A 19,748-nucleotide genomic window follows, 5' to 3' on the forward strand; every position below is an offset into this window, starting at 1 on the left:
GCCGTGAAGCGGGTTTTCGCGATCGCCACCGCGTTGACAACGTTCGGTGCCGCAGGGTGTTTCGGGCTCGGGATCGCCTCGGCCGACGACGCCGGGGCGCCGCCCACACCGCCGCCGAACCCCGTCGATGCTCCGCCGCCGTTGGGCACGCCCGGCCGGGCGTATGCGTTGGGCGGAGCCCACGTCTCGGGCATCCCCTACGACGAGTACATCCTGCGCACGGGCGCCGACTGGTTCCCGGGAATGGACCGGCAGATCGTCGACTACCCGGCCGGGCAGGTCCAGGGCCACACGCTGGAACGCTTCTTTCCCGGCATCGGCGCGTGGGGCGAGCGCCTGGTCCCCGGCCTCGGCCTGGACGGGCCCAGCGTCGGCGAGTCGGTCGACGTCGGCACCCCGAACGTCATCCACGCGATCCGCGAGGGCGGCCAGGGCACCGCGATCGGCCTGTCCGAGGGTGCGATGGTGCTCAACGACGTGCAGGCCAAACTCGCCTACGACCCGGCCGCCCCACCGCCGGACCAGTTGAGCTTCGCGATGTACGGCGACCCGGTGGCCAGGCACGCCTTCGGGGAGAGTTTCCTGACCCAGGTGTTCCCCGTCGGTAGTGTCGTGCCCTCCCTCGACTTCCGCATACCGCCGCCGGTGGAGAGCCAGTACGACACCTACCAGTTCGTCTCCGCCTACGACAGCATCGCCGACTGGCCGGACCGTCCGGACAACTGGATATCGGTCGCCAACGCGATCGTCGGCCTCGCGACGGGCCACACCGCGGTGGCGTTCACCGATCCGAGCATGGTGCCGCCGCAGAACATCCGCACGACGGTGAACTCCAGGGGCGCGAAGACGACGACGTTCCTGATCCCCGAGGAGCACCTGCCGCTGGTGATGCCGTTCAAGTATCTCGGGGTGCCCCAGGAGACGCTGATCAAGCTCGACGCGGTGCTCAAGCCCTACGTGGACGCGGGCTACTCGCGGAACGACGATCCGTTGACGGCGCCGATCACGGTGGATCCGGTTAACGGCTATGACCCCGCGGCCGTTACCGCACCGGCCACCCAAGCCGCGTTCGGCGGGGCGGCAGATCCGGTGTCGCAGCTGCTCTCGGGGATGCAGTACGTGCTGAACAACCTCCCTGAGAACTGATCGCGGCTCAAAGCCCGGCCCAGCCGATGCCGAGCAGCACGCCGCCGACCACGGCCAGCAGCAGGGCCACCCCGCGACGCCCCTGCGCGCGAAGCCAGTCGTACAGCGCCGAGAGAGCCGCGCGGGTGCGGTCCGGGGCCACCAGGTAGCACAGCAGCGGAACCTCCACGAGGGCGAACGCCACCACGTTGAACAGGGCCAGCGCGCCGAGTTGGATCGCGGTCGACGCGCCGGACGCCACAATCAGCGCCAGCGCAGCCAGGTAGTCGACCGACGGCAACGCGATACCGAGGCCGGCCACCCCAGCCGTCCACAACGACCTGCCGTTGAGCAGTTGCCTGCCGCGATCCGTGAGCATCCCGAACAGCCGGGCGGCGCGACCGCTCGGCCCGTCGGACTCATGCCTGGCTCGAAACACACCCGCGGCCACCAACGCGGCGTAGGCCAGCAGCACCGCGCCCACCGTGATCTGCACCCGCGGCAGGTTGAAGTGAGTTGATCCCAGCGCGGGCCGCAGCAAGAAGAGCACGAGCACGCCGACCGTGAGCCCCATCGCGAAACCGCCGGTGAGGAAGACGCCCAGTTGCAGCAACGGCCGGGGCCGGTTGAGCATCAGCACCGTCATGCCGATCCGGAAGGGCTCCAGACTGACGGCAACGGCCATCGCCAGGAGCGGTATCCACATGACGAGCGTCAGGTTACCCGCCGCGGCGCAGCCCGGACGTGGCCTACCACTCCGGGACGTGTGAAGATGGTTCACATATGAGTTCCATTGATCTGAGCCCCACCACGCTGCGAGAAGCGTTCGGGCACTTTCCGTCGGGCGTCATCGCCATCGCAGCCGAGGTCGACGGCACCAGGGTGGGCCTCGCCGCAAGCACGTTCGTGCCGGTCTCGCTGGAGCCGCCGCTGGTGTCGTTCTGCGTGCAGAACACCTCGGAAACGTGGCCCAAGCTCAAAGACCTGCCGTCGCTTGGCATCAGCGTGCTCGGCGAATCCCACGACGAGGCGGCGCGCGCGCTGGCCGCCAAAACCGGCGACCGGTTCGCCGGCCTGCAGACGGTGTCCCGGGAGTCGGGCGCGGTGTTCATCGAGGGCACCAGCGTCTGGTTGGAGAGCTCGATCGAACAGCTGGTCCCGGCGGGCGATCACACGATCGTCATCCTGCGGGTCTGCGACATCACCGTGCATCCCGACGTGGCGCCGATCGTGTTCCACCGCAGCACATTTCGCCGACTCGGCATCTAAGGCCGGCGAACCCCGTCAGGTCAGGGGTGCGCAGCGAGCTCCTCACGGTACGACTGGATGCGCTGCTCGATCTCCTCGGCGTCGGCTACGCGCCCTTCCTTGCGTGCAAGCGTTGCGCGCCTGCTGAGCTCGCGAATAGCGGTGCGAATCTCGTTGATGCTGTGTCGCTCTCGTAAGGGCATAAGCGCTGCCTTTCGTCGTTGATTGGCTGCTTTCCCTTGAGGCTACCCCCGCACCGGGTTAACTCAAGCCCGTTTGTTAACGCCGGAACAGCTTGTTGCCCAGCCACACCAGCGGGTCGTACCGGTGACCGGCCACACGCTCCTTCATCGGAATGATCGCGTTGTCGGTGATCTTGATGTTCTCGGGGCACACCTCGGTACAGCACTTGGTGATGTTGCACAGCCCGAGCCCGGCTTCGTCCTGAGCGAGATCGCGGCGGTCCGCCTGATCGAGGGGGTGCATCTCCAGTTCCGCGGTCCGGATGAAGTAGCGCGGGCCCGCGAACGCCTGCTTGTTCTCCTCGTGGTCACGCATCACGTGGCAGACGTTCTGGCACAGGAAGCACTCGATGCACTTGCGGAACTCCTGGGACCGGTTCACGTCCACCTGCTGCATCCGGTACTCGCCCGGCTGCAAGTCCTTGGGCGGCGTGAACGACGGGATCTCCCGGGCCTTCTGGTAGTTGAACGACACGTCGGTGACGAGGTCGCGCACCACAGGGAATGTCCGCAGCGGCGTCACCGTGATGGTCTCGGACGGGTCGAACGTCGACATCCGCGTCATGCACATCAGCCGGGGCATACCGTTGATCTCTGCCGAGCACGAGCCGCACTTGCCCGCCTTGCAGTTCCACCGCACGGCGAGGTCGCCGGCCTGCGTTTGCTGCAACCGGTGGATGACGTCGAGCACCACCTCGCCCTCGTTGGCCTCGACGGTGAACTCCTGCAGCGCTCCGCCGTCGTCGTCACCGCGCCAAACCCGCAGGTTTGCCTGGTAGCTCATGCGCCTCTCCTTGCCGGGTGGTTGGCGAGCTCTTCTGGGGTGAAGTACTTCTCCAACTCGTCGATTTCGATCAATTCGAGCAGGTCCTCGCGCATCGGGACCTGGTCCTCACGGGTGATGGTGACCTCTGGAACGACCCCGTCTCCCTGCGTCCGGCACACCAGCAACGTCTTGCGCCATGTCGTTTCCATCGACGGGTAGTCGTCGCGGGTGTGCCCGCCGCGGCTCTCGGTGCGCTCCAGCGCCGCCCGGGCGATGCACTCGCTGACCAGCAGCATGTTGCGCAGGTCGATGGCCAGATGCCAGCCCGGGTTGTAGTGCCGGCCGCCGTCCACCCGGACCCGCTTGTACCGCTCGCGCAGCTCCGTGAGCTTCTCGATCGCCTCGGCCACCTCATCGGCCCTGCGGATGATCCCGACCAGGCTGTTCATCGTGTCCTGCAGGTCCCGCTGCAGCTTGTAGGGGTTCTCGGCCTGCTCCCCGCTGGTCGGACCGTCAAACGGGGAGAGCGCGAGCTTGGCCGCGTCGGTGACGGCTTGGTCAGACACCTTCGGCCGGTCTTTGAGCGCGCGCACGTAGTCGGCTGCGCCCAGCCCCGCACGCCTGCCGAACACCAGCAGGTCCGACAGCGAGTTGCCGCCCAGACGGTTGGAACCGTGCATGCCGCCCGAACACTCGCCCGCGGCGAACAGGCCCGCCGTCTTGGCCGCCCCGGTGTCCGGGTCGACCTCGACCCCACCCATCACGTAGTGGCACGTCGGACCGACCTCCATGGGCTCCTTGGTGATGTCCACCTCGGCGAGCTCCATGAACTGGTGATACATCGACGGCAGCCGGCTCTTGATCTCCTCGGCGGGCAGCCGCGACGCGATGTCGAGGTAGACGCCGCCGTGCGGGCTGCCGCGCCCCGCCTTGACCTCGGAGTTGATGGCGCGGGCCACCTCGTCACGGGGCAGCAGGTCCGGGGTGCGCCGCGCGGAGTCGTTGTCCTTGAGCCATTGGTCGGCTTCCTCGATGGACTCGGCGTACTGGCCCTTGAACACCGGCGGGATGTAGTCGAACATGAACCGCTTGCCGTCGGAGTTCTTCAGCACCCCGCCGTCGCCGCGGACACCCTCGGTGACCAGGATGCCTTTCACGCTGGGCGGCCACACCATCCCGGTCGGGTGGAACTGCACGAACTCCATGTTGATCAGCGTCGCGCCCGCCCGCAGGGCCAGCGCATGCCCGTCACCGGTGTACTCCCACGAGTTCGACGTCACCTTGTAGGACTTGCCGATGCCGCCGGTGGCCAGCACCACCGCCGGGGTCTCGAACAGCACGAACCTGCCGCTTTCGCGCCAGTACCCGAAGGCACCCGCGATGCGGTCACCGTCCTTGATCAGGTCGGTGATGGTGCATTCGTGGAAGACCTTGATCCGCGCCTCGTAGTCGCCGAACTCGGCCTTGTCCTCCTGCTGCAGCGAGACGATCTTCTGCTGCAGGGTGCGGATGATCTCCAGACCGGTGCGGTCACCGACATGGGCCAGGCGCGGGTAGGTGTGGCCGCCGAAGTTGCGCTGGCTGATCCTGCCGTCCTTGGTGCGGTCGAACAGCGCGCCGTAGGTCTCCAGCTCCCAGACCCGGTCGGGAGCCTCCTTGGCGTGCAGTTCGGCCATGCGCCAGTTGTTCAGGAACTTCCCGCCGCGCATGGTGTCCTTGAAGTGGACCTGCCAGTTGTCCTTGGGGTTGACGTTGCCCATCGCTGCCGCGCAACCACCCTCGGCCATCACGGTGTGGGCCTTGCCGAACAGTGACTTGGTGATCACCGCGACCTTCAGGCCACGCTCCCGCGCCTCGATGACAGCGCGCAAACCCGCACCGCCGGCGCCGATCACGATCACGTCGTAAGAGTGCCGTTCAACTTCTGATGAGCCGCTTGCGCGAAGAGCTCCAACTTCAGACATCAATCCTCGCTCGAATCTGTACTAGTCACGAATAACGTTGTCAGCCAATGAACCGCAGGTCCGTAATGGTCCCGCTGGCCACCAACATGATGTAGAAGTCGGTCAGCATCAGCGAACCCAGGGTGATCCACGCGAACTGCATATGCCGGGTGTTGAGCTTGCTGATCTGTGTCCAAAGCCAGTAGCGCACAGGGTGCTTGGAGAAGTGCTTGAGCCGTCCGCCGGTGACGTGGCGGCACGAGTGGCAAGAGACCGTGTAGCCCCACAACAGGATCACGTTGGCGGTCAGAATCAGGTTGCCCAACCCCACGCCGAAGCCCTCGGGAGACCGGAACGCGCTGAGCGCGTCGTACGTGTTGAGCAGGGTGATGGCAAGCGCCACATAGAAGAAGTAGCGGTGGCTGTTCTGGATGATCAGCGGCAGACGGGTCTCACCGGTGTAGGCCGAATGCGGTTCGGCCACAGCGCAGGCCGGCGGCGACTGCCACACCGACCGGTAGTAGGCCCTGCGGTAGTAGTAGCAGGTGAGCCGGAACAGCAACAAAAACGGCAGCGAGATGAACGCCATCGGGATGAACCAGGGCAGGTCGCCGACCCACTGACCCAGGTGGCTCGCCCCCGGCTCGCAGGCGGTGCTGATGCACGGCGAGTAGAACGGCGTCAGGTAGTGGTAATCCGGCACGTAATAGGCGCTGCCCCAGAACGCGCGGATCGTCGCATAGATGACGAACGCGGCCAGCCCGAGGTTGGTCCATACCGTGGGCATCCACCAGCGGTCGGTGCGTAGCGTGCGCTGTGGAATCTGGGCACGGCCCGGCGAAAAGACGCCGGTCGCCCTGCGGTCGGCGGTCGGTGCGCTCACTGTTCCCTTTCGGTCTCGATGTGTCCCGTTGGCCGCACGCGCTTATCGCGTGCCGCCGAGACCCTCGTCGTCGACGCCGCGCCAAAATTCGGTGTCGTACTTGGTGTCCGGGATCGGAATTCGCTCGCCGGAGTGGGGTTGGTGGGTCACCCCGCGAGCCAACTCCAGCTCGTCGATGTCAATGTCGAGACGATCGATGTCGTTGAGAAGACGTTCCGCATCGTTGACGATGCGGCGCGTGGCCGGGGTGTCCCCGTATCTCGACGCCAGCGAAGTCGCGCACCGCCGCAGTCTGCCGATTAGCTCGTGCAGCTCGGCGAGTTCGGTAGTGCTGGACAATTGACCTCCTTGGGCTGAAGGTGTCAGGAATCACCGTACGACACCTGATGCTAGCCACATCATGCGGTCCGGCGTGAGACAGATCACGTCGGACGACCTGGAATGATGCCGATAAAACGGAGGTGGGTCGATGCCCGAACGGAGCCTTGGGGAACGGGCCGACGCCCTGCTGGCCATGCACCAGCCCGGCAACCCGGTGATCCTGCCCACGGTGTGGGATGCGTGGTCGGCCCGCCTCGCGGTCGACGCCGGGTTTGCTGCGCTGACCGTCGGCAGCCATCCCCTTGCCGGTTCGGTCGGGAAAGAGGATCGGGAGGGCATGACGTTCGCCGAGGTGCTCGCCCGCGTGGAGCAGATCACCGCGGCGGTCGACGTGCCGGTCTCGGTCGACATCGAATCGGGGTACGGCCAGCCGCCGGGCCGCTTGATCGAGGGTCTGCTGGACGCGGGCGCTGTCGGGCTCAACATCGAGGACACCGTGCACGGTGAAGGCGGCAGGCTACGGACGGTGGCCGAGCACGCCGAACTCGTCGGCGCACTGCGTGACGCCGCCGACAGCACGGGCGTGCACGTCGTCGTCAACGCCCGCACCGACCTGTTTCTGCGCCAGGACGGGGACGAGTCCGACCGCGTCGACCGCGCGGTCGCACGGCTGACCGCCGCCGCCTCCGCCGGGGCCGACGTGCTGTACCCGGTGGGCCGGCACGACGCAGATACCTTGCGCCGGTTGGCAACCGAGCTTCCACTTCCGATCAACGCCATCGCGGTCCCCGACCAGGACGACCCCGCGACGTTCGGCCCGCTCGGCGTCGGCCGGATCAGCTTCGGGCCGTTTCTGCAGAACGCGCTGTCGGGGCGGGCCACCGAGATCCTGCAGCGCTGGACCTAGGTTCTCGGCTGTGGCAGAAGACCCGGAAGACTCAGGCGAAGACGAGCCGATCTGGTACAACCAGCAGCCGGTGGTGGTGGCCGCCGGCGTCGTCGCGCTGATCCTGCTGCTGGTGCTGGTCTATGCGGTGATGCGGACCTCGGACGGGGCGAAGACGCCCGAGACCATCCCACCGCCGGCGCCGTCGTCGCCCGTGTCGACCTATACGACATCTCCGACGTCGACCACGAGTTACTCGCGGCCCAGCGTGCAGACCAGCGAGGACAACGCGGGTGTGCCTCCTTTGACGACCACGCCCACCGACACCACGGCGGAATCCACCACCACGACCACCACGACAAGCAGGACCACGACCACGAGAACGACGACCAGGACAACGACCACGACCAGGCCGACCGGCCCCTGATACGACGAATCCGGTGGAGCCTGAGCCCCACCGGATTCCGTACCTGGTACCGAATTACTTGCTTTCGATCGCGATGCGCTTGGTCTCGGCGCCGCGGTAGGCACCCGCCACGCGGACGGTCAGCACACCCTTCTCATACGTCGCGGAGATGGCGTCCTCGGTGACGTGCGCCGGAAGCTTGAACGACCGGCGGAACGACCCGTAACGCACCTCCCGAAGTGCGCGACCATTGCGGTCCTCGGCACGCTCATCGCGCCGTTCGCCGTGGATCACCAGATATCCGCGATCCAGGTCGACGTTGACGTCCTTCTCGACGTCCACGCCGGGCAACTCGACGCGTACCAAAGCGTCATCGCCGTCCCTGAGGATCTCCGCGGCGGGGGTGAACGCGCCGCCGAACCACTCATCGGAGGTCGCGGGGCCGAAGAAGTCCCGCACCCAACGATCGAGGTCCCAGGTGGGACGGGTCCTCAATGCCAAAGTGCTCATCTGTGCTTCCCTTCCTTTCCCTTTCCTGACGTTTCTTCCCAAGCGGCCGGCCCTCTGACCGGCCTCTACCCCTTAGAACTTGAGTCGATCACGCTCATATTCCACCTGCGTATGTTCGCCGTGGGTGAAGCTCACAGGCAAGGCCGCAAAGGCGTGAGCACACCGTGATTGGCGCTTCACACAAGGCGACATTGCGGCAATATCGGCTCCTTAACGTCGGCGCCATGACACCTAAAGACGTGGTGGTCGTCGGCCACGGCATGGTCGGACACCGGTTCGTGGAGGCGTTGCGCTCGCGCGACGCCGACGGCACATGGCGCGTCACCGTGCTGGCCGAGGAAGCCGACGCGGCCTATGACCGGGTCGGGCTCACCGGCTACACCGAGCACTGGGACCGTCGGCTGCTGGCGCTGCCGGGCAACGACTACGCCGGCGACGACCTCGTCGACCTGCGGTTGGGCAGCCGCGTGACCCGGATCGACCGGGCCACCAAATCGGTGACGACCGCCGACGGCCGCCAGCTCGGCTACGACGCGTTGGTGCTGGCCACCGGCTCCTATGCGTTCGTTCCCCCGGTCCCCGGCCACGACCTGCCGTCGTGCCACGTCTACCGCACCCTCGACGACCTCGACGCGATCCGGGCAGACGCCGAGCGACTCAAAACGGCCCGGCGCGTGCCCGTGGGCGTGGTGATCGGCGGAGGGCTGCTCGGGCTGGAGGCCGCCAACGCGTTGCGCAAGTTCGGCCTCGAAGCCCACATCGTCGAGATGGCCCCGCGGCTGATGACCCAGCAACTCGACGAGGCCGGTGGGGCGCTGCTGAGCCGGATGATCACCGACCTGGGGATCCGCGTGCACGTCGGCGTCGGCACCGAGTCGATTCGCCCCGCCCAACGCAACCGACCCGTGCGGCGGTCCGCCGACGACGACTCGGTTCGGGTGAGCCTGAGCGACGGCACCTTCATCGACGCGGGCCTGGTGATCTTCGCCGCGGGCGTGCGTCCCCGTGACGAACTGGCCCGCGACGCCGAGCTGGACATCGCCCAGCGTGGCGGCGTGCTGACCGACCTCGGCTGTGTCACCACCGATCCCGACATCTTCGCGATCGGCGAGGTGGCCGCCATCGACGGCCGCTGCTACGGCCTCGTCGGCCCCGGTTACACCAGCGCCGAGGTGGTCGCCGACCGGCTGCTCGGCGGGGCAGCGGAATTCGGTGAGGCCGACATGTCGACCAAGCTCAAGCTGCTCGGCGTCGACGTCGCCAGCTTCGGCGACGCGCTGGGCACGACGCCGAACTGCCTCGAGGTGGTGGTCAACGACGCGGTCAGCCAGACCTACGCCAAGCTGGTGCTCTCCGACGACGCCAAGACGCTGCTCGGCGGCATCCTCGTCGGCGACGCCTCGGCGTACGGGCTGCTGCGGCCGATGGTCGGCGAGGCGCTGCCCGGCGACGCGCTGGCGCTCATCGCCCCGTCCGGAAGCGACGGGGCGGGAACAGGTTTGGGAGTCGGCGCGCTGCCCGCGTCGGCGCAGATCTGCTCCTGCAACAACGTCACAAAGGGCGATCTCAGCGACGCGATCGCCGACGGCTGCTGTGACGTGCCCGCCTTGAAGAAGTGCACGCTGGCGGGCACGTCCTGCGGTTCGTGCGTACCGCTGCTCAAGCAACTCCTGGAAGCCGAGGGCGTCGAACAGTCCACGGCGCTGTGCGAACATTTCAGCCAGTCGCGCGCCGAGCTGTTCGAGATCATCACCGCGGGACCATCGGAATCGACCAGGACGTTCTCGGCGCTGATCGAGCGTTTCGGCACCGGAAAAGGTTGTGACATCTGCAAACCCGTCGTCGCGTCCATCCTGGCTTCGACGAGCTCCGACCACATCCTCGACGGCGAACAGGCCTCGCTGCAGGACTCCAACGACCACTTCCTGGCCAACATCCAGAAGAACGGCAGCTACTCGGTCGTGCCCCGGGTGCCCGGCGGCGACATCACCCCCGAGCAGCTGATCCTGATCGGCGAGATCGCACGGGATTTCAACCTCTACACCAAGATCACCGGCGGTCAGCGGATCGACATGTTCGGCGCGCGGGTGGACCAGCTGCCCGAGATCTGGCGCCGGCTGGTCGACGGCGGCATGGAGTCCGGGCACGCCTACGGCAAGGCGCTGCGCACCGTGAAGAGCTGTGTGGGCAGCGACTGGTGCCGCTACGGGCAACAGGATTCGGTGCAGATGGCGATCGACCTGGAGCTGCGGTATCGCGGGCTGCGTGCTCCGCACAAGATCAAGATGGGCGTGTCGGGTTGCGCGCGCGAATGCGCCGAGGCGCAGAGCAAGGACGTCGGCGTCATCGCCACCGAAAAGGGTTGGAACCTCTACGTCGGCGGCAACGGAGGGATGTCGCCGCGGCATGCGCAGCTGTTGGCCGGCGACCTCGACGACGAGACGCTGGTCCGCTATATCGACCGGTTCCTGATGTTCTACATCCGCACGGCAGACCGGCTGCAGCGCACCGCCTCATGGCTGGAAGCGCTCGACGGCGGACTCGAGCATCTGCGGGATGTGGTCTGCAACGACTCGCTGGGGCTTGCCGCCGAGTTCGAAGACGCGATCGCACGCCACGTCGAGGGTTACGCGTGCGAGTGGAAGGGCGTGCTGGAGGATCCCGACAAGCTGTCGAGGTTCGTCTCGTTCGTCAACGCCCCCGATGTCGCGGACCCCATGATCGACTTCACCGAAAGGGCGGGACGCAAGGTCCCGATCGGAATGCCGAAGGTGCCACAACGATGACGCTGCTCAACGAGATTCATGTCTGGACCACCGCCTGCCCGTACGACTTCCTGATTCCCAACCGCGGCGTCGGTGTGCTGCTGCACGACGGCGCGCAAGCCGCGCTGTTCCGGCTGGACGACGGGTCGCTGCACGCGGTCGGCAACATCGACCCGTTCTGCGGCGCGGCGGTGATCTCGCGCGGCATCGTCGGCGACCGCGGCGGGCGTCCGATCGTTCAGTCGCCGATCAAGAAGCAGGCCTTCACGCTCGAGGACGGAGTGTGTCTCGACGAGCCCGGCGTCGCGCTGCCGGTATATCCGACGCGGGTCACCGCCGACGGCCAGGTCGAGATCGCGGGGTAGCCCCCACTCGCCCAAAGGGACAAACGGGCGGGAAAGTGCGAGAACTTCCACCATTTCGTCGAGCTCGGCGCGGGGGCTAGGCCGCGAAAACTAGGCTGCGGCACGCAAGCGTGCGTAGCGGAAGCGGCTGGCGATCAGGCGCACCATCGCATCGTGCGTGCCGAGCGGGCGCGTCACGACATCCGCGCCGGCGTGGTCGAGCCGGTCCTGAAACAGCCCGTCTGACAACAGATGCGACGCCACAACCACCCGTCGGGCACCGCGGTCACGCAGCTCGTCGACGACGTCGGCCACGTACGGCTCCGCGGCCGCGAAGGCCAACTCGACCCGCGAACTCGTCAGCGCCGACAGCCAGGTGGCCATCCTGCGCAGATCGGACTGGGCATGTCGATCCGAGGTTCCCGCGGCGGCCAGCACCACTGAATCGCCTCGACGCCAACCTGATTCGGCGAGGCGATAGGCCAGCACGCGCGCGAGCTGCGGACTGGGACCCAACGCGTCGGTGACGGTGACCTCCCGATGACCGCTGGCTGTCACGTGGGCGGGGATGTCGGTGTTGACGTGGTAGCCGCGCGCGAGGAACGCCGGCACCACGACGGTCGGCCCGCGCAATCCGCACAACACCTCGCTGGGCGTCGGGCCCACGACGTCGACGAACGCCACGTGCACCGGTGAGCGCAGCGCGGTCGAGACCCGCTGAGCCAACCGCCCGACCAACGCGACGCCGCCGGGTTTGCGGGTTCCGTGCGCGACCAGCAGCGCGTTCACCGAGTGTCGCTCTCTTCGTCGTCGACCGCGAGCCGATATCCGCGCTTGACCACGGTCGACACGATGTTCTTGTCGCCCAACGCCGTTCGCAGCCGCAGCACCGCCGTCTCCACCGCGTGGGTGTCGGTGCCGCTGCCCGGCAGCGCCCGCAGCAGGTCGTGGCGCGACACCACGGTGCCCGGCCGGTGGGCCAGCGCCCGCATGGTCGCCATACCCGCAGGCGACACCGCCTTGACCTCACCGTCGACCAGCACGCAGGTGCCGCGCATCTCCAGCAGGTGACCGGCCACCCGCATCCTGCGGGTGCAGAGCATCGGCAGCTCGTCGGTGATGTGGCGGGCCAACGCCCCCAACCGCATTCGTTCCGGCGCCGACGTGGGAACCCCGAGCCGCACCAGCGGGCGGGCCGTCACCGGTCCGACGCACATGGCGTGGGTGGCGCCGCGCAGTGCGGCCAGCACACGGTCCTCGATGCCCATGTCGGCGGCACGCATCAGCAGCGCCGCGACGGCAGGCGCCGATGTGAACGTCACCGCGTCGAAGCTCTCCTCCGCGATGTCGGCCACCAGTTGGTCGAAGACACCCTTGCGCGGGGCGGGATGCCACCGGTACACCCGGATCGGCACGACTTCGGCTCCCGCGATGCGCAACTGGTCGACGAACTCGGGAAACGGATCCCACTGTTCGGTGGCGCCGTGCAACTGGACGGCGATGCGCTGTCCGGCGATGCCGCCCTCGACGAGATAGTGCAGCAGCTCGCGAGACGATTCCGAGTCCGGCGACCATTCCTCGTGCAGCCCGGCAGCGCGCAACGCGCCGGTGGCCTTCGGCCCGCGGGACACCACGCGCGCCGTCGCCAGCGCGGCGGTCAGGTCGGCGGCCAGTCCCCAGCCGTCGGCGGCCTCGATCCAGCCGCGCAGGCCGATCCCCGTTGTGGCGATGACGATGTCGGGTGGCGTGGCGATCAGCGCTTCGGTGTTCGCCCGTAACGCGTCGTCATCGGGAAGCGGAACCATGGTGATCGCCGCTGCGCTGGTCACCGCCGCACCGCGGCGTTGCAGCAGCGCCGCCAGTTCGTCGGCGCGGCGGGCGGAGGTCACCGCCACCCGGAAGCCCGTGAGGGGTGCCCATTCGGGCTCACTCATACGACCTGTGTATTCAGCTCATGTTTCCTAGTGATTAATCGGCCATTGCCTCGACGTATCGACCGGCCGATGAGTTCTAGTCGACCCGGTGCGCGTGTACGACGGTGAACGGCAGGTGCACCCGCCCGTCGTCGAGCAGCCGGGAGACGGCCTCGTAGCGGGCCGCCATGTCGCGCATGTGCTCGACCGCCTCGGGTGGCATGTGCTGTTCCATCGCTTCGCGAAACGCGTCGTCGCCGCCCTCGAAGCTGACCGCGTTGGCCAGATACGTGGTCGGGCCGAGGAAGTCGATGGACCAGCCGTTGGCGGGCAGTTTGTCGCGAAGGTCGTCCTCTGAAACCGTGCCCGGCGCGATGATCCCGTTGACGTTGCCGTCGGAGAAACAGGCCAGGTGGAGTCGCGCAGCAGGCCGGGTCGCGCGGTGCAGCGCCGTCAGGTAGGCGTCGCGGCCGTCCTCGTCGAGACAGTGGTAGAGGGCGCTGTCGACGACAGTGTCGAAACGACCGTCGTATCCGGTCAGCTTGGTCGCGTCGGCCACGGCGAACTCCACGCCGGCCGAGCCGGCATCCGACTTCAGGACACCCGCGCCCTCGGCGCGGCGGCGGGCTTCCTCGATCGCGGTGGGTGATCCGTCCAGCGCGGTCACCGAGTAGCCGCGGGACGCCAGGTAGATCGCGTTGTCGCCCAGACCGCAGCCGATGTCGAGCACCTCACCCGAAATTCCGCCCAGCGCTTCGAGTTCCATCAACCGCGGCTGCGGCTGACGCACGTCCCACGGGATGACGTTCGGGGTCGGCCCGCCCTCGACGGTGGGCTCGCCGCGATACAGCTTGTCGAACGATTCCGGGGTGGGCTGAAACGGTGACGTCACGTCACCAACGTACGCCCGTCACCAGACATCGCCGTCGCGCCAATCGCAGGTGATCTCCGCCGTCGGATCCAGGTCGACGCTGATCGGCAGCACGAACAACGCATGGTCGTCGTCGGGTGTGCGGGTCACGCCGTCCGGCGCCAGCACCGACGTCGGGCCCTGCCACGGCACCCAGCCGCGGGCCATGTAGATGCGCCTGCCCTCCTCCGTGACGCTCAGTGCGCCGAGCTGGTAGGCGCCGCGGAGCACCTGTTCGAGCGCGTCCATCACGGCCTGGGCGAGTCCCTGTCCACGCCAGTCCTCGCGCACCGCGACGCCTTCGACATAGCCGCAGCGCAGCGCGGTGTCGCGATACAGAAGGCTGCGCTGAACCACCGCCCCGTGCGCGATCACGGCGCCGTGATCGGAGATCAGGGCGTGCATGCCGCCGAGGGAGTGCTCCCAGTCGGCGCCGGTGAACTCGCCGCCGAAGGCTTCCATGACCATTCGGCGCGCATCCTCGCGGGTCTCGTTGTCGAGATCGGCGGTATGGACGAGGCGTGCGGTGTGAACGCCGCGCACGTGAGGGGCATTGAAGACTTGTGGCTGCACACTGTCGTTCTACCAGGACCCGCCGTCATTTGCGCCGAGTCCGCGCGGTCGACGGCCGCGACGGCGTGGCTACGCCGCGAACGGTTGCCGCGGCCGGGCCCACCGCATCCGGACGGTCTGCCCGGGGCGGATCTGGGCCATCTTGTCGATGTCCTCGTCGGTCAGCACGCCGATCACCGGATATCCGCCCGTGACGGGGTGGTCGGGACCCAGGATCACCGGAAATCCGTTCGGCGGCACCTGGATCGCGCCCCGGTTCGCCCCGTCGCTGGGGAGTTGCCGATCGGGCTTGCGGTATTCCAGCGGCATGCCCACCAGCCGGGTGCCGACCCGGTCGCTCTTGTTGGTGACGAGCCAGTTGGTGCGCATCAGCACGTCGGGGTCGACGAACCAGTCGTCGCGCGGGCCCGGAACGACCGACAACTCCAGCACGTCGTCCTCGATGGCGCCCACCGGCGCCTGGTCGAGTTCGGGGAACTCGTCGGACTGCGCACCGACCGGCAGCACGTCGCCTGGTTTGAGCGGCAGCGGGCCGATCGCCGCGAGCACGTCGTAGGACCGCGATCCCAGCACCGGTTCGACGTCGATGCCCCCGCGCACGGCCAGGTACGTCCGCAGCCCGGAACGGGGGGCTCCGAGCGAGATCACCTCACCGTCGCGGGCGAAGTGAATGCTGTTGGTGCCGAACGGTACCCCGTTCACCGCGGGATCGGTGTCCGCACCGGTGACGGCGATCGCGACGCCTTCTTTGCCTCCGCCGCGGACCCGCGCCGAGAAGCCGCCGAACGTCACCTCGATGGTGGCGCAGTCGGCGGGGTTCGCGACCAGCCGGTTGGCCAGCATGTGCGAGCGGCGGTCGGCCGCCCCGGAGCGCCCGACCCCCATGTGCGCCAGCCCGGGACGGCCCAGGTCTTCGATCAACGCCAGCGGTCCGGATCGCAGGACCTCCAGTGTCGCCATGGCTCCTCCTAACCGACCGCCCGGAACCTCACTGTCATCCCCGGTGTCAGCAGCGCCGGCCTCTCCCGGTCGAGGTCCCAGAGCACCTCGCCGGTCCGGCCGATCAACTGCCAGCCGCCGGGCGATTCGCGCGGATAGATTCCGCTGAACTCACCGGCGAGCCCCACCGAGCCGACGGGGACCTTCGTGCGCGGTTCAGCGCGCCGTGGCACTTCCAGCCGTGGATCCCCTCCGACGAGGTAGGCGAAACCCGGTGCGAAACCACCGAATCCGACCCGCCACGGGGTCGCGGTGTGAGCGGCGATTACCTGGTCGGTGCTCAGCCCGGTCAGCCGCGACACCTCGTCGAGGTCGGGTCCGTCATAGATGACGTCGATCTCGACGTCGACGTCACCGCCGGCCGGCGCGGCCAGGTCGGCGGCGATATCGGGGCCGACCTGAATCTTGGCCAGCCGCTGGCGGGTTGGTGCCAGATAGCGGGGTCCGGCCAGTTTGATCAGCACGGTGCGCGACGCCGGAACGATGTCGATCACCCCGAGCAGGTCGGCTCGACGGATGGCCGCGGTCCAGGCCAACACGTCGGTCGTGCGGTTGAACTCCAAGAGCAGCGCTTGGTCACCGTAGTCATGAACGGCGCCGAGAACGCTGGCCCCCAACATGTCGGCTGTCATGCTCATGCCTTCGAACCTACCCGCGAGTAGCAACGAAAGCTCGTGCTCTATGAGCCTTGCCAGAGGAGCCTTACCGAAGCCTCAAACGGCGGGCTGATAGGTGGGCTCGCGGCGCTTGAGGAACCCGATGACGCGGTACGTCACGGGCAACACCAGCACTTCGACGGCCGTCTTGTACACCCAGCCCAGCGCGACATAGGTGGCGAAGTCGTCCCAGGTGGTTATTCCGATCGCTGCCGCGGCGATACTGCAGAACACCAGCGTGTCAGCAAACTCCCCGACGATGGTCGACCCGATGAGGCGCGCCCACAGGTGCCGCTCGCCGAACCGGGTCTTGACCCGCACCACCACCCACGCGTTGAGCGTTTGACCGACGATGAAGCCGGCCAGTCCGGCGATGACCAGCTGAGTGAACGGTTTGACGACCGCCTCGAACGCGGCCTGGTTGGGGTAGAAGTCCGCCGCGGGCAGGTAGGCGGTGATCCAGAAGGTGAACGCTGCGAGCGCCTCCATCACGAACGCGATGTAGATCGCCCGTCGGGTGGCGGCGAAACCGTACACCTCCGACAGCACGTCGCCGATCACGTAGGTCAGCGGGAACACGACGAAGCCGCCGTCGGTGATCAGCGACCAGTCGCCGATGATCGGGCCGAACGCGATGCCCTTGGTGGCCGCGACGTTGGAGATCAGCACCAGACCGGTGAAGACCGCGACGAGCGTCGGATAGTAGGCGGAGCCCGTCTTCGCGAACCCGCGGTGCTCGCTCTCGCCGGTGCCGGTCACCCGGTCATCTTGTCAGGCCAGCGCCCGCGCCAGCAGTGGTGGCAGCTGGTCGGCCACCACCGGATAGGACAGCGGCGAGGCGAACGCGATCGCCCCCGCGAGTTCCTTGCCGGTGAACACATTGCGGCTGCCGCGCTCGGCGATCTCGGGCTCGGCCAGCAGCGCCGCCTGTTCCTCGTCGCTCTCGGTGCACCAGATCGGCACGTCGGCCGCGTCCGGGTCCTCGGCGATCGTGAAGCCCATCTGGGTGAGGAACTCGGTGCGCCACCCGGGCGTCAGAACCTCTGGTTCGCCGTTGTCGAGGCGGCCGTGCAGAAGCGTCGCCGTCTTGCCCGCGAACTGCGGGTGATCGGTGCCCGCGGTGATGAACTGCTCGTCGACGCCGGCGATCAGCGACTGCATCTGGTCGTATTGGAAGACCGCCTGCCCGATGGTGGTGGCCTGGTCCTTCCACGGCTCGAAGAACGCGTCCTGGCCGTTCTGGGCCACGGTCGGGGCGATCTCGGACAGTTTCGTGTAGGTGTCGGAGTCCAGGCCCGCGTTGGTGGCGATGATCAGGTCGGGGTTCAGCGCGGCGATCTGGTCGAGCTGGATGCCGTCGGCGATGCTGAGCACCACCGGCTGCGCGCCGCCGAGTTTCGGCTGCGCCCAAGGCCATACGGCAAACGGTTCGCCGCCGAACCAGTCGGTGACGGCGATCGGCACGACCCCGAGCGCAAGAAGGTCGTCCTGTCCGGTGAGGCCGGCGCTGACGACTCGGCCCGGGGGCGCGGGGATCCTGGTCTCGCCGAAGACGTGTTTGACGGTCACCGAACCGTCCTTGGCGACGGCGCCCGGCTCCTCCGAACCGCATGCGGCGACCAGCGCGGCGGCCCCGGCCGTCAGCGCCAGGAAACTCCGCCGGGACAACGCAGCAGGCACTCGGCGAGAGTAGCCAACTCGCACCGAAGTTGGCGACCAACACACCTGTGGATGCTTGCTGGTCTACAGCGAAGCTGGCACGGTTACGTACCAGATATCGACAAGGGGATTTCGGCCGATGATCAACCTCCTGGACGCCGTCGCGCCGCCGGCATCGCTGACCGAGGCGCGGCACCAGCTCCAGGGATGGGCCCAGGGATTCGGTGCGACGGTGGCTGAGCAGTGGCCCAGCCGTGACGCCCCGTTGGCCGAACCGCCGCCCGGATCCGGGCTCGCGCCGGTCATGGGCGACTACGGCGTGCCCTACCTCGGCCACGTCCTCTCCGCGCTCGTCGACCCGCTGGAGTTCGCCCGGCGTAGATATGCGAAGTACGGCCCGGTGTCGTGGGCGGGCGGGGTGGGATTTCGCGTCGTCGCCCTGATGGGGCCCGAAGCGCTCGAGGCGGCCTGGGTCAACCGGGACAAGGCACTGTCGAGCACCAGGGGCTGGCAACCGGTGATCGGTCCCTTCTTCCACCGCGGCATCATGCTGCTGGACTTCGAGGAGCATCGGGACCACCGGCGCATCATGCAGCAGGCATTCACCCGCACCGCGCTCAACACGTACCTCGCGAGCACGGCCGACGGTATCGACCGTGCGCTCACCACGTGGCGACCCGCGCGACGGTTCCCGATGTATCCGTCGATCAAGTATCTGCTGCTGCAGCAGGCGGCCGAGGTGTTCGTCGGAACAACGCTCGGCGCGGAGTCAGATCAACTCATCGAGGACTTCCACCACACCGTGCACGGCGGTCAGGCCATCGTCCGCGCGAACGTGCCCGGTGGGACGTGGGCGCGGGGTCTGCGCGCACGAAAACGCCTGGAGCGCTACTTCGGTAGGCAGATCGCCGACCGCCGTCGTGGCGACGGCACCGATCTGTTCTCCATGCTGTGCCGCAGTGAATCCGACGACGGCCGCCGTTTCACCGACGCCGACATCGTCAACCACATGATCTTCCTGCTGATGGCAGCACACGACACGACAGCGATCGCACTGTCGATGCTGGTCTACGAATTGGGCCGAAACCCTCACTGGCAGAACCTACTTCGAGAGGAAGCGGTCGATCAGCCGATCGATACGCCCACTCTCGAGGACCTCGAGGCCTATCCGCTGCTGGATGCGGCATTCAAGGAAGTGCTGCGAATGTATGCCCCCGCGGGAACCCTTTTCCGCCAAGCGATCCGCGACACCGAGATCTGTGGCCACTACATACCGCGCAACAGCCAGATCGCGATCAGCGTCCACGCCTCGATGCGGCTGCCGGACTGGTGGCCCGACCCCGACACGTTCGATCCGGCACGGTTCACCGACGCGGGCAACCGGGCAGCGGTGAACCGATACGCGTTCGCGCCCTTCGGAGGGGGCGCGCACAAGTGCATCGGACAGCAGTTCGCCGACATGACGGTCAAGACCGTCATGCACAAGATGCTGCGGCGTTTCACATGGGGTGTCCCGGAAAGCTACCGCGTCCCGCTCACCTGGGGGACCGGTCCCACTCCAGCCGACGATCTGCCGATCGATCTCGAAAAGCTCTGAGG

Annotated in this window: 22 protein-coding genes; 7 read left to right on the forward strand and 15 right to left on the reverse strand. The window is 67.6% G+C overall.

Annotation, left to right across the window (positions count from 1 at the left end; translation table 11 throughout):
* The first annotated feature begins 3 nt into the window (after positions 1-3).
* Positions 4-1,146 carry an acyltransferase PE gene (gene pe, locus MELE44368_RS22075; RefSeq protein WP_046750538.1) on the forward strand — a complete coding sequence of 381 codons (1,143 nt, stop codon included), beginning with the start codon at positions 4-6 and terminating at the stop codon, positions 1,144-1,146.
* Between the two features lie 7 nt (positions 1,147-1,153).
* On the opposite strand, the gene MELE44368_RS22080 is transcribed toward pe, so the two are convergent.
* Positions 1,154-1,831 (reverse strand): GAP family protein, encoded by a 678-nt coding sequence (locus MELE44368_RS22080; protein WP_064890268.1) that lies wholly within the window; start codon positions 1,829-1,831, stop codon positions 1,154-1,156.
* 77 nt (positions 1,832-1,908) lie between these two features.
* Between MELE44368_RS22080 and MELE44368_RS22085 the strand changes: the two genes are divergently transcribed.
* Complete coding sequence (locus tag MELE44368_RS22085; RefSeq protein WP_046750536.1) at positions 1,909-2,394, forward strand: flavin reductase family protein; 486 nt, start codon at positions 1,909-1,911, stop codon at positions 2,392-2,394.
* A gap of 20 nt (positions 2,395-2,414) precedes the next feature.
* Here the strand turns inward: MELE44368_RS22085 and MELE44368_RS22090 are convergent, their stop codons facing one another.
* The 5 genes from MELE44368_RS22090 to MELE44368_RS22110 all read right to left on the reverse strand — a co-directional run bounded on the left by MELE44368_RS22090 (position 2,415) and on the right by MELE44368_RS22110 (position 6,546).
* Positions 2,415-2,576 carry a hypothetical protein gene (locus MELE44368_RS22090; RefSeq protein WP_109746953.1) on the reverse strand — a complete coding sequence of 54 codons (162 nt, stop codon included), beginning with the start codon at positions 2,574-2,576 and terminating at the stop codon, positions 2,415-2,417.
* A 76-nt stretch (positions 2,577-2,652) separates the two neighbouring features.
* A complete protein-coding gene (locus MELE44368_RS22095) occupies positions 2,653-3,399 on the reverse strand; it encodes a succinate dehydrogenase/fumarate reductase iron-sulfur subunit (RefSeq protein ID WP_128110464.1) in 747 nt (248 codons plus the stop codon).
* Entirely contained in the window at positions 3,396-5,345 is a 1,950-nt protein-coding gene (locus MELE44368_RS22100; RefSeq protein WP_128110465.1) for a fumarate reductase/succinate dehydrogenase flavoprotein subunit, read from the reverse strand. The genes MELE44368_RS22095 and MELE44368_RS22100 overlap by 4 nt, the downstream gene beginning before the upstream one ends.
* Before the next feature lie 40 nt (positions 5,346-5,385).
* Complete coding sequence (locus MELE44368_RS22105; RefSeq protein ID WP_128110466.1) at positions 5,386-6,207, reverse strand: succinate dehydrogenase subunit SdhC; 822 nt, start codon at positions 6,205-6,207, stop codon at positions 5,386-5,388.
* A 42-nt stretch (positions 6,208-6,249) separates the two neighbouring features.
* Positions 6,250-6,546 carry an Rv0250c family protein gene (locus tag MELE44368_RS22110; RefSeq protein WP_046750532.1) on the reverse strand — a complete coding sequence of 99 codons (297 nt, stop codon included), beginning with the start codon at positions 6,544-6,546 and terminating at the stop codon, positions 6,250-6,252.
* Between the two features lie 130 nt (positions 6,547-6,676).
* Between MELE44368_RS22110 and MELE44368_RS22115 the strand changes: the two genes are divergently transcribed.
* Positions 6,677-7,435: an isocitrate lyase/PEP mutase family protein gene (locus MELE44368_RS22115; protein WP_128110467.1), complete on the forward strand. Its 759-nt coding sequence runs from the start codon at positions 6,677-6,679 to the stop codon at positions 7,433-7,435.
* A gap of 10 nt (positions 7,436-7,445) precedes the next feature.
* Entirely contained in the window at positions 7,446-7,841 is a 396-nt protein-coding gene (locus MELE44368_RS26780; protein ID WP_164890199.1) for a hypothetical protein, read from the forward strand.
* 54 nt (positions 7,842-7,895) lie between these two features.
* Here MELE44368_RS26780 and MELE44368_RS22125 read toward each other — a convergent pair whose 3' ends face one another.
* The gene (locus MELE44368_RS22125; RefSeq protein ID WP_128110469.1) at positions 7,896-8,330 is read right to left on the reverse strand and encodes an Hsp20/alpha crystallin family protein; all 435 of its coding nucleotides are present in this window, start codon (positions 8,328-8,330) and stop codon (positions 7,896-7,898) included.
* A 224-nt stretch (positions 8,331-8,554) separates the two neighbouring features.
* Here MELE44368_RS22125 and nirB point away from each other — a divergent pair, with 224 nt between their 5' ends.
* On the forward strand, positions 8,555-11,116 hold the full coding sequence (gene nirB, locus MELE44368_RS22130; RefSeq protein WP_128110470.1) for a nitrite reductase large subunit NirB: 2,562 nt from the start codon (positions 8,555-8,557) through the stop codon (positions 11,114-11,116).
* Positions 11,113-11,460, forward strand: a complete 348-nt coding sequence (gene nirD, locus MELE44368_RS22135; RefSeq protein WP_128110471.1) for a nitrite reductase small subunit NirD — start codon at positions 11,113-11,115, stop codon at positions 11,458-11,460. Before nirB ends, nirD begins: the two co-directional genes overlap by 4 nt.
* Before the next feature lie 90 nt (positions 11,461-11,550).
* Here nirD and MELE44368_RS22140 read toward each other — a convergent pair whose 3' ends face one another.
* The 8 genes from MELE44368_RS22140 to MELE44368_RS22175 all read right to left on the reverse strand — a co-directional run bounded on the left by MELE44368_RS22140 (position 11,551) and on the right by MELE44368_RS22175 (position 18,170).
* Positions 11,551-12,228 (reverse strand): sirohydrochlorin chelatase, encoded by a 678-nt coding sequence (locus tag MELE44368_RS22140; protein ID WP_128110472.1) that lies wholly within the window; start codon positions 12,226-12,228, stop codon positions 11,551-11,553.
* Positions 12,225-13,373 carry a uroporphyrinogen-III synthase gene (locus MELE44368_RS22145; RefSeq protein WP_128110473.1) on the reverse strand — a complete coding sequence of 383 codons (1,149 nt, stop codon included), beginning with the start codon at positions 13,371-13,373 and terminating at the stop codon, positions 12,225-12,227. Before MELE44368_RS22145 ends, MELE44368_RS22140 begins: the two co-directional genes overlap by 4 nt.
* Before the next feature lie 76 nt (positions 13,374-13,449).
* Entirely contained in the window at positions 13,450-14,244 is a 795-nt protein-coding gene (locus MELE44368_RS22150) for a class I SAM-dependent methyltransferase (protein ID WP_128110474.1), read from the reverse strand.
* Between the two features lie 18 nt (positions 14,245-14,262).
* Complete coding sequence (locus tag MELE44368_RS22155) at positions 14,263-14,835, reverse strand: GNAT family N-acetyltransferase (protein ID WP_128110475.1); 573 nt, start codon at positions 14,833-14,835, stop codon at positions 14,263-14,265.
* A 69-nt stretch (positions 14,836-14,904) separates the two neighbouring features.
* Positions 14,905-15,795 (reverse strand): 5-oxoprolinase/urea amidolyase family protein, encoded by an 891-nt coding sequence (locus MELE44368_RS22160; RefSeq protein ID WP_064919337.1) that lies wholly within the window; start codon positions 15,793-15,795, stop codon positions 14,905-14,907.
* A gap of 8 nt (positions 15,796-15,803) precedes the next feature.
* The gene (locus tag MELE44368_RS22165; protein ID WP_128110476.1) at positions 15,804-16,472 is read right to left on the reverse strand and encodes a 5-oxoprolinase subunit B family protein; all 669 of its coding nucleotides are present in this window, start codon (positions 16,470-16,472) and stop codon (positions 15,804-15,806) included.
* A 75-nt stretch (positions 16,473-16,547) separates the two neighbouring features.
* Complete coding sequence (locus tag MELE44368_RS22170; protein ID WP_083043167.1) at positions 16,548-17,249, reverse strand: queuosine precursor transporter; 702 nt, start codon at positions 17,247-17,249, stop codon at positions 16,548-16,550.
* Positions 17,250-17,261: 12 nt separating this feature from the next.
* Complete coding sequence (locus MELE44368_RS22175) at positions 17,262-18,170, reverse strand: ABC transporter substrate-binding protein (RefSeq protein WP_128110477.1); 909 nt, start codon at positions 18,168-18,170, stop codon at positions 17,262-17,264.
* A gap of 118 nt (positions 18,171-18,288) precedes the next feature.
* On the opposite strand from MELE44368_RS22175, the gene MELE44368_RS22180 reads away from it, so the two are divergent.
* Positions 18,289-19,746 (forward strand): cytochrome P450, encoded by a 1,458-nt coding sequence (locus MELE44368_RS22180; RefSeq protein WP_064919335.1) that lies wholly within the window; start codon positions 18,289-18,291, stop codon positions 19,744-19,746.
* Positions 19,747-19,748 lie beyond the last annotated feature (2 nt).

The organism is Mycolicibacterium elephantis DSM 44368 (genome assembly GCF_004014805.1).
In the GTDB taxonomy this organism is placed as follows: domain Bacteria; phylum Actinomycetota; class Actinomycetes; order Mycobacteriales; family Mycobacteriaceae; genus Mycobacterium; species Mycobacterium elephantis.

What these genes read in the sequence shown, in the direction of transcription:
- MELE44368_RS22165 (WP_128110476.1), bottom strand. Translation starts at nt 16,472, where the DNA reads ATGAGCATGACAGCCGACATGTTGGGGGCCAGCGTTCTCGGCGCCGTT.
- MELE44368_RS22115 (WP_128110467.1), top strand. Translation starts at nt 6,677, where the DNA reads ATGCCCGAACGGAGCCTTGGGGAACGGGCCGACGCCCTGCTGGCCATG.
- MELE44368_RS22080 (WP_064890268.1), bottom strand. Translation starts at nt 1,831, where the DNA reads ATGTGGATACCGCTCCTGGCGATGGCCGTTGCCGTCAGTCTGGAGCCC.
- MELE44368_RS22100 (WP_128110465.1), bottom strand. Translation starts at nt 5,345, where the DNA reads ATGTCTGAAGTTGGAGCTCTTCGCGCAAGCGGCTCATCAGAAGTTGAA.
- MELE44368_RS22095 (WP_128110464.1), bottom strand. Translation starts at nt 3,399, where the DNA reads ATGAGCTACCAGGCAAACCTGCGGGTTTGGCGCGGTGACGACGACGGC.
- MELE44368_RS22125 (WP_128110469.1), bottom strand. Translation starts at nt 8,330, where the DNA reads ATGAGCACTTTGGCATTGAGGACCCGTCCCACCTGGGACCTCGATCGT.
- nirD (WP_128110471.1), top strand. Translation starts at nt 11,113, where the DNA reads ATGACGCTGCTCAACGAGATTCATGTCTGGACCACCGCCTGCCCGTAC.
- MELE44368_RS22180 (WP_064919335.1), top strand. Translation starts at nt 18,289, where the DNA reads ATGATCAACCTCCTGGACGCCGTCGCGCCGCCGGCATCGCTGACCGAG.
- nirB (WP_128110470.1), top strand. Translation starts at nt 8,555, where the DNA reads ATGACACCTAAAGACGTGGTGGTCGTCGGCCACGGCATGGTCGGACAC.
- MELE44368_RS22145 (WP_128110473.1), bottom strand. Translation starts at nt 13,373, where the DNA reads ATGAGTGAGCCCGAATGGGCACCCCTCACGGGCTTCCGGGTGGCGGTG.
- MELE44368_RS22090 (WP_109746953.1), bottom strand. Translation starts at nt 2,576, where the DNA reads ATGCCCTTACGAGAGCGACACAGCATCAACGAGATTCGCACCGCTATT.
- MELE44368_RS22085 (WP_046750536.1), top strand. Translation starts at nt 1,909, where the DNA reads ATGAGTTCCATTGATCTGAGCCCCACCACGCTGCGAGAAGCGTTCGGG.
- MELE44368_RS22160 (WP_064919337.1), bottom strand. Translation starts at nt 15,795, where the DNA reads ATGGCGACACTGGAGGTCCTGCGATCCGGACCGCTGGCGTTGATCGAA.